Origin of the sequence: Halomonas sp. BC2 (assembly GCF_002078115.1) — a bacterium.
In the GTDB taxonomy this organism is placed as follows: Bacteria; Pseudomonadota; Gammaproteobacteria; order Pseudomonadales; family Halomonadaceae; genus Vreelandella; species Vreelandella stevensii.
The window spans coordinates 97,483-110,637 of record NZ_LFGT01000016.1 but is presented as its reverse complement, the minus strand read 5'-3'; the positions used below and the strand labels follow the sequence as shown (position 1 = coordinate 110,637).

11 protein-coding genes are annotated in these 13,155 nt (G+C 61.7%); 1 reads left to right on the top strand and 10 read right to left on the bottom strand.

The genetic code is table 11. From position 1 onward, the window contains the following. Positions 1–29: 29 nt before the first annotated feature. The 4 genes from glmM to rlmE all read right to left on the bottom strand — a co-directional run bounded on the left by glmM (position 30) and on the right by rlmE (position 5,263). Positions 30–1,394 carry a phosphoglucosamine mutase gene (gene glmM, locus B7L71_RS11435; RefSeq protein ID WP_016915920.1) on the bottom strand — a complete coding sequence of 455 codons (1,365 nt, stop codon included), beginning with the start codon at positions 1,392–1,394 and terminating at the stop codon, positions 30–32. Position 1,395: 1 nt separating this feature from the next. Beyond that, positions 1,396–2,307 (bottom strand): dihydropteroate synthase, encoded by a 912-nt coding sequence (gene folP / locus B7L71_RS11430; protein ID WP_081138094.1) that lies wholly within the window; start codon positions 2,305–2,307, stop codon positions 1,396–1,398. Between the two features lie 100 nt (positions 2,308–2,407). Next, positions 2,408–4,402 (bottom strand): ATP-dependent zinc metalloprotease FtsH, encoded by a 1,995-nt coding sequence (gene ftsH / locus B7L71_RS11425; RefSeq protein ID WP_081138048.1) that lies wholly within the window; start codon positions 4,400–4,402, stop codon positions 2,408–2,410. Positions 4,403–4,615: 213 nt separating this feature from the next. Beyond that, positions 4,616–5,263 carry a 23S rRNA (uridine(2552)-2'-O)-methyltransferase RlmE gene (rlmE, locus tag B7L71_RS11420; protein ID WP_016915917.1) on the bottom strand — a complete coding sequence of 216 codons (648 nt, stop codon included), beginning with the start codon at positions 5,261–5,263 and terminating at the stop codon, positions 4,616–4,618. A gap of 114 nt (positions 5,264–5,377) precedes the next feature. Here rlmE and yhbY point away from each other — a divergent pair, with 114 nt between their 5' ends. Further along, entirely contained in the window at positions 5,378–5,704 is a 327-nt protein-coding gene (gene yhbY / locus B7L71_RS11415) for a ribosome assembly RNA-binding protein YhbY (RefSeq protein ID WP_016915916.1), read from the top strand. 129 nt (positions 5,705–5,833) lie between these two features. On the opposite strand, the gene greA is transcribed toward yhbY, so the two are convergent. The 6 genes from greA to B7L71_RS11385 form a co-directional block, all read right to left on the bottom strand. Continuing rightward, positions 5,834–6,310 (bottom strand): transcription elongation factor GreA, encoded by a 477-nt coding sequence (gene greA / locus B7L71_RS11410; protein WP_039181387.1) that lies wholly within the window; start codon positions 6,308–6,310, stop codon positions 5,834–5,836. Further along, positions 6,307–9,537 (bottom strand): carbamoyl-phosphate synthase large subunit, encoded by a 3,231-nt coding sequence (gene carB / locus B7L71_RS11405; protein WP_081138046.1) that lies wholly within the window; start codon positions 9,535–9,537, stop codon positions 6,307–6,309. The genes greA and carB overlap by 4 nt, the downstream gene beginning before the upstream one ends. Positions 9,538–9,612: 75 nt before the next feature. Then, positions 9,613–10,758: a glutamine-hydrolyzing carbamoyl-phosphate synthase small subunit gene (gene carA, locus B7L71_RS11400; RefSeq protein ID WP_212636757.1), complete on the bottom strand. Its 1,146-nt coding sequence runs from the start codon at positions 10,756–10,758 to the stop codon at positions 9,613–9,615. A gap of 387 nt (positions 10,759–11,145) precedes the next feature. Next, positions 11,146–11,952: a 4-hydroxy-tetrahydrodipicolinate reductase gene (gene dapB / locus B7L71_RS11395; RefSeq protein ID WP_081138045.1), complete on the bottom strand. Its 807-nt coding sequence runs from the start codon at positions 11,950–11,952 to the stop codon at positions 11,146–11,148. Between the two features lie 113 nt (positions 11,953–12,065). Next, a complete protein-coding gene (locus tag B7L71_RS11390) occupies positions 12,066–12,347 on the bottom strand; it encodes a DUF2218 domain-containing protein (protein ID WP_081138043.1) in 282 nt (93 codons plus the stop codon). A 121-nt stretch (positions 12,348–12,468) separates the two neighbouring features. Then, positions 12,469–13,155 (bottom strand): DMT family transporter (locus tag B7L71_RS11385; protein ID WP_081138042.1); only part of this gene is annotated, 687 nt, incomplete at its 5' end.

Sequence of the window (13,155 nt, the reverse complement as noted above, 5' to 3'; positions counted from 1 at the left end):
TCAAGACAACCGCTGTGACGCGTCCTGCGTTATTTGCTGGCGTCGTCACCGAGCAGCGCCTGGACCTCCTGAGCCAGCCGATTGGCCAAGCGGTCGACATCCAGATGGGCACGGCCTTCTACCATGACCCGAATCAGTGGCTCCGTCCCCGAGGCGCGCAGCAGCACGCGCCCCTGGTCGCCCAACTCGGTTTCCAGCGCCGCCACGGCTTCCTGCAAGGGTGGAGCTGCCATCACCTGGCGAGCATCGGAGCCGGCCGGTAGCCGCACGTTGACCAGCGACTGGGGGACTTTTTCGAGCCCCTTGAGCAGGGTTGGAAGCGGTTTCTGCTCGCGAACCATCAAGGCCAGCACCTGCAGCGCGGACACGATGCCGTCGCCGGTGCTCTGCACATGGCCACACACGATATGCCCCGAAGCCTCGCCCCCCAGCTCCCAGCCGTTGGCAGCCATCATCTCCATGACGAAGCGGTCGCCCACCTTGGCACGCTGGAAGGGAATACCCAGCCGCTCCAGCGCCATGGCCAGCCCAAAATTGCTCATCAGGGTGCCCACCACACCACCGTCCAGCAGGCCACGCTCGAAACGGTCACGGGCGATCAGGTAAAGGATGTCATCGCCATCCACTTCTCGGCCATCGGCATCCACCAGCAGCACACGGTCGCCGTCGCCATCGAAGGCGACGCCCAGATCGGCCCCTTGCTGAATGACCGCGGCACGTAGCGCAGCGGGATGGGTGGACCCCACCTGTTGGTTGATATTCAATCCGTCGGGAGACGCCCCAATCACGCTGACATCGGCCCCCAGCTCGCGGAATACGCTGGGGGCGATATGGTAAGTGGCCCCATGAGCGCAATCCAGCACCACTTTCAGGCCATGCAGGCTCAGCCTGTCCGGCAGCGTGGATTTACAGAACTCGATATAGCGGCCCGCCGCATCGTCGATACGCGTCGCCTTGCCCAGCTGCGCGGCCTCGGCCGTGGTCAGCGGCGCTTCCAGCATGGCTTCGATACGGTCTTCGATCTCATCGGGCAACTTCTTGCCTTCGGCAGAGAAAAACTTGATGCCGTTGTCATCGAAGGGGTTGTGCGAGGCCGAAATGACGATCCCGGCATCCGCGCGGAAGGTCTGCGTCAGGTAGGCAATACCGGGCGTGGGCATCGGCCCCAACAGCGCCACGTCCACCCCAGCAGCAGACAGCCCCGCCTCCAGCGCCGACTCGAACATATAGCCGGAAATACGCGTATCCTTACCGATCAACACCCGGGTGCGGCCTTTTTCGCGACGCAACACCTGCCCGGCGGCCCAGCCCAGCTTGAGCATGAAATCGGCCGTAATGGGCGCTTGCCCTACCGTGCCACGAATTCCGTCGGTGCCAAAATAACGACGCGTCATGTTACAGCTCCTTCTTCACGAGCGGCTCACAGCCTTCTTGCAGTACGGCCCAGGCCATATTCACGGCATCCACCGTGGGCCCAACGTCATGCACCCGAATCACCTTGGCTCCGCGCTCCACCGCCATGGCGGCTAGCGCCAGCCCTCCCGCCAGGCGCTCTTCCACAGGGCGGCCCAGCACTTTACCGATCATACTCTTACGCGACATACCCACCAGCAGCGGCAAGCCCAACTCATTCAGCGAGGCCATGTGCTTCAACAGCTGCAGGTTATGTTCGACGGTTTTGCCAAAGCCAAAACCGGGGTCCAGCAGCAGCCGATGACGACGCAGCCCCACTGCTTCGCAGGCAGCGATCCGCTCCGCCAGATAGGCCGCCACGGCCTGCTCCACCGGCACATCGTAGCCAGGCGAGTGCTGCATATCCTGCGGCTCACCCTGGCGATGCATCAGGCATACCGGTAGGCCACTGCTGGCTGCCGCAGCCAGCGCGCCATCACGCTCCAGAGCGCGCACATCATTGATCATGCCCGCTCCCAGCGCGCTCACCTCACGCATGACCAGAGCGCTGCTGGTGTCCACCGACACCAGCGCATCCAGCTCACGCACCAGCGCCTCCACCACCGGGGCCACCCGATCCAGCTCCTGCTGCTCGGACACCGGCGTAGCACCTGGGCGGGTCGACTCTCCCCCCACATCGATCATCGCCGCTCCTTCCGCCAGCATGCGCTCGGCATGGCGCAGCGCATCATCGAGGGCCACATGCTGGCCACCGTCGGAAAACGAGTCCGGGGTGACGTTCAATATGCCCATCACCCGGGGAAACGAGAGATCGAGCGAATGGCGACCGCAGCGCAGATGAAAGGCATCTTCTGGGGCGTGCGGAGCCAAGATAGGGTCAACGTTCGGGTTCATGTTGCCGCCTGAAATCAAAAAAAATTCACTGTCATTGATCACAGGATAACAAAAAGGCGCCCCGCTGGGGCGCCTTTGCTGGCTGGTGTGATGGCTTGGCTCAAGACCCCGCCGAACCACCCAACGGGTCCGAAGGGCGACGACGCGGCTCGTCATCGTCTTCTTCGCTATCGCCTTCCGAGGAGGCTTCAGGCTCTTCTGGCTTCGCTTCCGGCTTGTCGCCACCTACCGGAGAGCCGCCACCCGAAGAGTCGCCGTCACCCCAGCCTTCCGGCGGGCGGGGGTCACGCCCTTCCATGATGTCTTTCAGCTGATGCGCATCGATGGTCTCGTACTTCATCAGCGCTTCGGCCATGGCATCCAGCTTGTCGCGGTTGTCATGCAAAATCTGGCGAGCCTGTTCGTAGCACTCGTCGATGATCTTGCGCACTTCCTTATCGAGGCGCGTGGTGGTTTCGCCGGACCTCAGCTTGCCGCCACCCTGACCCGGGCCACCGAGGAACTGGTGAGACTCGTCCTCGTCGTACATGAGCGGACCCATTTCATCGGATAGGCCCCACTTGGCCACCATGTTATGGGCCAGCTCCGTGGCGCGCTTGATGTCGTTGGAAGCACCCGTGGTGACACCGTTGGGCCCAAGCGTCATCTCTTCGGCAATACGACCACCGAACAGCGAGCAGAGCTGGCTGATGATCTGCTGGCGCGACAGGCTGTAACGATCCTCTTCCGGCAGGAACATCGTCACACCCAGGGCGCGGCCACGGGGAATAATCGTGACCTTGTAGACCGGGTCGTGCTCGGGCATGACCAGACCAATGATCGCGTGACCTGCTTCGTGGTAAGCGGTATTGAGCTTTTCCTTATCGGTCATGACCATGGATTTGCGCTCGGCGCCCATCATGATCTTGTCCTTGGCCAGCTCAAGCTCTTCCATGCCCACCAAGCGCTTGTTACGACGCGCCGCAAACAGGGCCGCCTCGTTCACCAGGTTGGCCAGGTCGGCACCGGAGAAGCCAGGCGTACCACGGGCAATCAGCTGCGGCTTCACGTCATCGGCCAGCGGCACCTTGCGCAGGTGCACGCCCAGAATATGCTCACGACCACGGATATCCGGCAAGCCCACGGTTACCTGACGGTCGAAGCGGCCCGGGCGCAGCAGCGCGGGGTCGAGTACGTCCGGACGGTTGGTGGCTGCAATCACGATGATGCCTTCGTTGGCCTCGAAGCCGTCCATCTCGACCAGCAGCTGGTTCAGCGTCTGCTCGCGTTCATCGTTACCGCCGCCCATGCCGGTGCCACGCGAGCGCCCCACGGCATCGATTTCGTCGATGAAGATGATGCAGGGCGCCTGCTTCTTGGCCTGCTCGAACATGTCACGCACGCGGGACGCACCCACGCCCACGAACATCTCGACGAAGTCGGAACCCGAGATGGAGAAGAACGGCACCTTGGCCTCACCGGCAATGGACTTGGCCAGCAGCGTCTTACCGGTACCGGGAGGGCCGACCATCAGCACGCCACGGGGAATGGTGCCACCCAAGCGCTGGAATTTGGTGGGGTCGCGCAGGAAGTCGACCAGCTCTTCCACCTCTTCCTTGGCCTCGTCACAGCCCGCCACGTCAGCAAAGGTGGTCTTGATCTGGTCTTGCGAGAGCAGCTTGGCCTTCGACTTGCCGAAGCTCATCGGGCCACCCTTGCCGCCACCGGCACCGCCTTGCATCTGGCGCATGAAGAACATGAAGATCGCCAGGATCAGCAGGATCGGGAAACTGGCAATCAGCAGCCGCGTCCAGATGCTTTGCTGCTCCGGCGCCTTGCCGACCACCGTGACATTGTTGCTCAGCAGGTCGTCGATCAGCTTGGGATCTTCTGCGGCAGGGCGGATGGTCTGGAACTGCGAACCATCGGTCCGCTCACCAGTGATGGTATAGCCATCGATGGTGACGCTGCGGATCTGCTGATTTTGCACCTGCTGCACAAACTGGGAGTAGTTGGTGCTTTGCGGCGCGCTTTCCGTACTGAAATTGTTGAACACTGTCAGCAGAACGGCCGCGATGACCAACCACAGAATCAGGTTCTTCGCCATATCGTTCAAGGGGCTACCCTCATTACAAGAATCCGTCAGTTAACCGTTAGTACTCAGACCTTACACTAGAGTTTAACGTTCAACCATTGCCAAAGCGCATAACGCCCTGGGCCATCTGTGTCACGCTCGTCCAATGTGCATAATGTGACACACCTTACGCCTGCCTGTCTGGCAATCGTGGTGATAAATCGTCGCTATCGTGGCCATGCACGCGGTCACTTGCTAACCGCGAAAGCCTTCGGCCAGAAAATAGACTTCTCGTGAACGGGCCCGCGAAGCATCCGGCTTGCGGGTCACGACGCGCTGAAAGCTGCCGCGCAGCTCCTTCAAATAGGTGTCGAAGCCCTCCCCCTGAAACACTTTGACCAGAAAACGCCCCTTGGGCGAGAGCGTTTCACGCGCCAGCTCCAGAGCAAGCTCGACAAGGTACATGGCCTGTGGCTGGTCGATAGCGGCCATACCACTCATATTGGGGGCCATGTCGGACATAACAAGGTCTACCGGCCGATTTCCCAACCGCTCGAGAATCGCATTGAGTACACGTTCTTCGGTGAAGTCGCCCTGAATGAAGTCGACCCCTGCCAGGGCGTCCATCTCCAGAATGTCGGAGGCGATCACGACACCTTCCGGGCCGACTTTTTCGGCGGCGATCTGACTCCACCCGCCAGGCGCTGCGCCCAGGTCGATCACCGTCATGCCATTGCGAAACAGCTTGTCTTTCTCATCCAGCTCCAGCAGCTTGTAGCTTGCCCGGGAGCGATAGCCATCCTGCCAGCTCTGTTTCACGTACTGGTCGTCGAAATGTTCTTTCTTCCAGTTGTTGCTGGTTTTGCTCACTGAATGTTTACGGCTTGGAGGCTTTTGCTGCATAGAGGCATCTGACGCTGGAATAAGAGATGGGCGCATTGACGGGATTGCTTTCACTTGACGGCATTTCACCGTAAGATGGAACGTTAAGCGCTAACCGGGATACCGCAAGATACCATGAGCTTGTCACAGGCACAAAAGAAAGCATTTCGTAGCATTGGCCACCATTTGAACCCCGTGGTCACCGTTTCTGAGAACGGCGTCTCCGAAAACCTGCTCGCAGAACTCAGCCGCGCGCTCAACGACCACGAGCTGATCAAAGTGAAGCTCGCCCTGCCCGAGCGGGATGATCGCGCCGCGATGATCAACGAGCTGCTGGCTGACAGCAAGGCCGAACTGGTGCAAACCATCGGCAAGATGGCGCTGCTGTACCGTCGCAACCCCAAGGCCAACCCCAAGCTCTCCAACGTGACCCGCTTCGAGAACCACCACGGGCGGCACTGACGCAGGAGCGTTTGGCTGAGCGGACGCTTGGCTGAACGGATCTGGCGCCCATCAAAAAACAGCGCCAGACGAAAAGGCCCGATGCAGGAAACTGCACCGGGCCTTTTTCATGGCGCTAGCGGAACGTGATCAGAGGTGCTCGACACTCTCGATTTCGTACTCCACGTCGCCACCGGGGGTTTTCACCACCACCACGTCGCCCTCTTCCTTGCCGATCAGCGCGCGGGCAATGGGCGATGTCACGGAAATGCGCCCGGCCTTGATGTCCGCTTCGTCTTCACCCACGATGCGGTACGTCACGCTGGCGTCGCTGTCCAGGTTCAGCAGTGACACGGTGACGCCAAAGATCACCTTACCGGTTTTCGGCAGCTTGGTGACGTCGATCACCTGGGCACCGGAGAGTTTGCTCTCGATTTCCTGAATACGGCCTTCGATGAAGCCTTGCTGTTCGCGCGCAGCGTGGTACTCGGCGTTCTCCTTGAGATCGCCGTGCTCACGCGCTTCGGCGATGGCGGCAATCACCTGAGGGCGAGCTTCGCTCTTCAGATGGTTGAGCTCATCGCGAAGGCTCTTCTCTCCCGCAACCGTCATCGGGACCTTGTTCATTGCGTTGCTCCTGCGTGCAGATCCTGAAGGCGCCGCACCGTAATCTCCCTACCGTACTCCACCGCCATGCAAACAGCATTAGCGCCCGCCAAGGTGGTCGCATAGGGCACCTTGCGCGCGAGAGCAGTACGGCGAATGATCGAAGAGTCGTTGATTGCCTGACGACCTTCGGTGGTATTCACGATGTAGGCGATTTCGTCGTTCTTCAGCAGATCGACGATATGGGGACGGCCTTCATTGACTTTATTGACGTGCTCCACGGGCAGCCCGGCGGCTTCGAGGGCCGCTGCGGTACCGCGTGTTGCACATAGCGTGAAGCCCAATGTTAGCAGAGAACGGGCCACTTCGATAATCCCCTGCTTGTCCGGCTCGCGCACCGACAGGAATGCCTTGCGGTCGCCTTCCAGCGCCGGAATCGCCTCACCCGCGCCCAGCTGCGCCTTGAAGAAGGCTTCGGCGAAGGTATCGCCGGAGCCCATGACTTCACCGGTGGACTTCATTTCCGGCGAGAGGATCGGGTCCACGCCCTGGAACTTGTTGAACGGGAAAACGGCTTCCTTGACGCTATAGAAGTGCGGCACGATTTCACGCTCGAAGCCCTGTTCCACCAGAGTCTTGCCGGCCATGCAGCGGGCGGCAATCTGCGCCAGCGAGGTGCCGATGCACTTGGAAACGAAAGGCACGGTACGCGAAGCACGCGGGTTGACCTCGATCACGTAGATCTCGCCATCCTGCCAGGCCAGCTGCACGTTCATCAGGCCTTTCACGCCCAGCTCGACGGCCATTTTCTTGACCTGTGCGCGCATCTCGTCCTGCACGTCGGCGGGCAGCGAGTAGGGTGGCAGCGCACAGGCAGAGTCGCCAGAGTGAACGCCTGCCTGCTCGACGTGCTGCATGATGCCGCCGATGACCACCTGCTGACCATCGGAGACCGCGTCGATGTCTACTTCCACTGCCGCACTGAGGAAGTGATCCAGCAGCACCGGCGAGTCGTTGGAGACCTTGACCGCGTTGGTCATGTAGTTTTCGAGCTCGGAGGCGTCGTAGACGATCTCCATGGCACGGCCACCCAGCACATAGCTGGGACGCACGACCAGCGGGTAGCCGATCTTCTCGGCCCTGGTGAAGGCTTCTTCGAAGCTGCGGGCCGTGGCGTTGGGCGGCTGCTTCAGGCCGAGCTTGTCGATCATCACCTGGAAGCGCTCGCGGTCTTCGGCGCGGTCGATGGCATCCGGCGTGGTACCGATGATCGGCACGCCTGCCGCTTCCAGCTCACGAGCCAGCTTCAGCGGCGTTTGGCCGCCGAACTGGACGATGACGCCCACCGGCTTCTCCTTGTCGGCGATTTCCAGCACGTCTTCCAGCGTCACCGGCTCGAAGTAGAGGCGGTCGGAGGTGTCGTAGTCGGTGGAGACGGTTTCCGGGTTGCAGTTGACCATGATGGTTTCATAGCCGTCGTCGCGCATGGCGAAGGCGGCGTGCACGCAGCAGTAGTCGAACTCGATACCCTGGCCGATACGGTTCGGGCCACCGCCCAGCACCATGATCTTCTGGCGATCCGACACGTCCGCTTCGCACTCCTCTTCATAGGTGGAGTACATGTAGGCGGTATCGGAAGCAAACTCGGCGGCACAGGTGTCGACGCGCTTGTAGACCGGGCGAATCCCTGCTGCCTGACGCGTTTTGCGGAACTCCTTCTCGGAGACGCCCAGCAGCTTCGCCAACCGCGCATCGGAGAAGCCCTTGCGCTTGAGCTGGAACAGCTCACGCGCCGAGAACTCTGCCAGAGCGCGCTTGGACACGGCGGCTTCGGTGAGAATCAGGTCTTCCATTTGCACCAGGAACCAACGGTCGATGTTGGTCAGCGCAAAGATCTCATCCACGCTCATGCCCGCCCGCATGGCGTCGGCGACGAAGAAGATGCGCTCGGCACCCGCTGCCTGCAGCTCGCCCTTGAGCTGGGCCATGGCTTCGTCGGTGAACTCGGTGATGATCGGGTCGAGGCCGTCGTTGCCGGTTTCCATGCCGCGCAGCGCTTTCTGCAGCGACTCCTGGAAGGTACGGCCAATGGCCATCACCTCGCCTACCGACTTCATCTGGGTGGTCAGACGGTCGTTGGCCTGGGGGAACTTCTCGAAGGTGAAACGCGGAATCTTGGTGACCACGTAATCAATGGAGGGCTCGAACGAGGCCGGGGTCTGGCCGCCGGTGATGTCGTTCTGCAGCTCGTCCAGGGTGTAGCCCACCGCCAGCTTGGCAGCGATCTTGGCAATCGGGAAACCGGTGGCCTTGGACGCCAGTGCCGAGGAGCGCGAGACCCGCGGGTTCATCTCGATCACCACCATGCGACCGGTTTTCGGGTCCATACCGAACTGCACGTTCGACCCCCCGGTTTCCACGCCGATCTCGCGCAGCACGGCCAGAGAGGCGTCGCGCATGATCTGGTACTCTTTATCGGTCAGCGTCTGGGCAGGCGCGACGGTAATCGAGTCACCGGTGTGCACGCCCATGGGGTCGAAGTTTTCGATGGCGCAGACGATGATGCAGTTGTCGTTGCGGTCACGCACCACTTCCATCTCGTACTCTTTCCAGCCCAGCAGCGACTCGTCGATGAGCAGCTCGTGGTTGTTGGAAAGCTCGAACCCACGGGTACAGATCTCTTCGAACTCTTCCTTGTTGTACGCCACGCCGCCGCCGGAGCCGCCCATGGTGTAGGAAGGACGAATGATGGTCGGGAAGCCCAGCTCCGCCTGAATCTCCCAGGCCTCGTCCATGGTGTGCGCCACTTTGGCCTTGGGGCACTCCAGGCCGATGTTCTTCATCGCCTTGTCGAACAGGTCGCGGTCTTCGGCCTTGTTGATGGCATCGGCGTTGGCACCGATCATCTCGACGCCGTACTTGGCCAGCACGCCGTGCTTGTCGAGGTCCAGCGCGCAGTTCAGCGCCGTCTGGCCGCCCATGGTGGGCAGAATCACATCCGGGCGCTCGGCTTCGATGATTTTCTCTACCGCCTGCCAGGTGATCGGCTCGATGTAGGTGGCATCGGCCATGGCCGGATCGGTCATGATGGTGGCCGGGTTGGAGTTCACCAGAATGACCCGGTAGCCCTCCTCGCGCAGCGCTTTACAGGCTTGGGCGCCGGAGTAGTCGAATTCGCAGGCCTGGCCGATGACGATCGGACCAGCGCCAATGATGAGAATGCTGTTGATATCGGTACGCTTAGGCATAACGGTTCCCGCAAAAAGTGGTGGCGATGAGCATCGAGGCGACGTAACTGGGCAATGAGCGGCAGCGCGGCTGACTTAGCGGCGCGCCTGCATCATCGCGATGAAGCGATCGAACAACGGCGCTACATCGCGCGGGCCGGGGCTGGCTTCCGGGTGGCCCTGGAAGCTGAAGGCCGGGCGGTCGGTGCGCTCGATTCCCTGCAAGGTGCCGTCGAACAGCGAACGGTGCGTGGCGCGCACGTTGCTGGGCAGGGAGGCTTCATCGGCGGCAAAGCCATGGTTCTGGCTGGTGATCATCACCGTACCGGTGTCCAGGTCTTGAACCGGGTGGTTGGCGCCGTGGTGGCCGTGGCCCATCTTGACGGTTTTCGCGCCAGAGGCCAGCGCCAGCAGCTGGTGGCCCAGGCAGATACCAAACACCGGGGTGTCGGTTTCCAGCACTTCCTGGATCGCCTTGATGGCGTAATCGCAGGGCTCGGGGTCGCCGGGGCCGTTGGCCAGGAAGACACCGTCCGGGTTCATGGCCAGCACGTCTGCTGCAGGGGTTTGCGCAGGCACCACCGTCAAGCGGCAGCCACGGGCCGCCAGCATGCGCAGGATGTTGAATTTCACGCCGTAATCGAAGGCCACCACATGGTAGGGGCGCTCACCCTGGCTGGCATCCGCGTAACCTTCGCCCAGGGTCCACTCGCCTTCCGACCACTCATAGGCCTCCTTGCAGGAGACTTCTTTCGCCAGGTCCATGCCCTTCAGGCCCGGAAACGCCTTCGCCGCCGCCAACGCACGCTCGACGGCATCATCACCTTCGGCCTCGGCACCTGCCAGAATCGCCCCGTTCTGGGCGCCCTTGTCACGCAGAATGCGCGTCAGGCGGCGGGTGTCGATATCGGCAATGCCCAGCACGTTCTGGCTGACCAGATAATCGGCAAGGCTCTGTTCGGAACGGAAGCTGCTGGCCAGCAGGGGGAGATCGCGAATCACCAGGCCCGCCGCCGCAATGGACGCGGACTCGATGTCTTCGGAATTGATGCCGGTATTGCCGATATGCGGGTAGGTCAGGGTGACGATCTGGCGGGTATAAGAGGGGTCGGTGAGAATTTCCTGATAGCCGGTCATGGCTGTATTGAACACCACCTCACCGCTCGTGATTCCCTCCGCGCCGATGGCCGTTCCATGAAACACACTGCCATCTTCCAGGGCCAATATCGCGGGTTTGCTCAATGCGGGGTTATTCAAAACACGTTCTCCCATGCTGGTGGGAGCCTGTGGGCGCAGGCTCGGCGATCCGGTTACGGCGTTTGCGTACAAACGTCGGGTCGTAAAAAAGCGGGACGAAGCCGACAATAAAAAAATCGGTTTCATCCCGCTTGTTGTTCTCTTTCCGTGGCCTTCATAACGGTGTTGGCCATGGCGCAGCATGTCGCTGACTACTTTTCCCACTTGACGACCAGTGCAACAAGCGCGGTGCTCTTTCGACAGCCTGGTGCTTGACTGCCGATATGGTGCTGCTTTTTGCAGCCACTGGGCCAAAATTTTTGGAATGTTACAGCATTTAGCGCACCAGAGCCAGCGTTTTATGCCGACCCTGGTCTAACAAAAGCCCACGGCTCAGCTCAGCGCCAGCACGTCCTGCATGTCATAACGTCCATGCGGCTGAGTGGCCACCCAGCGCGCCGCCCGCACGGCCCCTTTGGCGAAGGTCATGCGGCTGGACGCCTTGTGGGTGATTTCGATGCGCTCGCCTTCGGTGGCGAACATCACCGTGTGCTCGCCGACGATATCGCCTGCCCGCACGGTAGCAAAACCGATCTCTTTATCGGTACGCGGGCCACACTGCCCCACGCGCTCGAAAACGCCGTGCTCTTTCAAGGTGCGCCCCAGGCTCTCCGCCACCACTTCGCCCATCTTGATGGCCGTTCCGGACGGCGCATCGACCTTATGGCGGTGGTGAGACTCGATCACTTCGATGTCGTAGCCTTCGTCGCCCAACGCCTTGGCCGCCGTTTCCAGCAGCTTCAGGGTCAGGTTCACGCCGACGCTCATGTTGGGTGCAAATACCATCGCTACGCGGTCGCGGTAGCTGTCCAGCTCGGCCAGCTCGTCATCGTTCATGCCGGTCGTACCGATCACGATGCGCTTGCCGTGCTCGGCACAAAACGCCAGGTTCGCCAGCGTCACCTTGGGTGCCGTGAAGTCGATCAGCACGTCGAAGTCGTCCACGATGGCCGCCAACGAGTCCACCGCCACCACTCCCCGCTTGCCTACGCCTGCCAGCTCGCCGATATCCGCCCCCGCCAGCGAACTGCCCGGCTCGACGATTCCCCCGGCCAGTTGGGCACCGGCATCCTGTTCTATGGCGTTGACTAACGTGCGGCCCATACGGCCAGCTACGCCCACAATGGCAATTCGGGTCATGGGAACTCCTGTGCGTGTGCCGTTCGGCATCAGCGAGAAACAAAAAAGGTGGCCGCGATTATAGCAGACCACCTGACGGGATGCGGTGCTGACGGAAGCACGGCAGATGGCGCTCAGTTCTCCCAGACGATCTCCAGCGGCTCATCTTTCGCCATGCGCACCAGATGGCTTTCCACCACGCCTTCCAGCTGGTCCAGATGCTCTTCTTCGAGGGTTTCGATGGAGACGATCAGGCGCTCGGGCTCCGTGTGCATCAGGCAGGTGCCGCTGGCAAACACGATCCTGGCATGCTGCTCGCCCTGCTCCACCTCCAGCTTGTGGGCCCAGTGCTTGCACAACCGGTTGATCAATCTTGCCCCAGACGGGGTGGCAATCTCGGCGCGAGATAACGGCATACGCTCTACTCCTGTTCGATGACGGCTCAGCTCCCAAGCCTAAAGCCCGTCCTGCCAACCACCAAGTGGTCGATGAGAATTTGTTGCAACGATACGTTCGCTTTCCTGCAAGCACCGCCGCCTAACGCTGCCGACGCTTCGCGCCTCGGCGCCCTTCCAGCGTGGCCAACCCCACGCCGCCCAGCAAAAAGGGCAAGGCCATCAGGAAACCACTGGACACGGGCAGCCCGAACAGCCACGCATCGGCCAGCACCGGCCAGGCCAGCGCGATGTATTCGAACGGGGCCAGCCGCGACACTTCGGCGTAACGCAGCGCCAGCGTCATGGCGATATGCGCCGCGCCGCCGAACAAACCGGAAAGCACCAGCAGCCCGAACTGCCGTGCGTCCAGCGCCGCCCACCCCAGCGGCAGAGTCAGCAGCCCGGCCAGCGCCGAGACCACGATAAAATAGAACGCGATGGACGCCGCCGTTTCCGTGCGGGAAATACGCCGTACCGTGAGCAGAGCCCCCGCCGTCAGCAGCGCGCTCAGCGCCCCCAGCCCATACCCCAACAGCGAGCCCTGCCCACTACTCCCCAGCAACTGGGGCACTACCAGCACGCCCACCCCGCACAGCGCCAGACCAAACGCCCCGGCACGATAGAACGAAAAGCGCTCCCCCAGCAGCAGCACGCCCCCCAACGCCATGAAGACCGGCGTCAATTGCGCCAGCAGCGTGGTTTCCGCCACCGGCAGCAGCGCCACCGTGGCAAACGAAGCGAACATGGCCGCCGCCCCCAGCCCTGAGCGCAGCGCGTGCCCCAACGG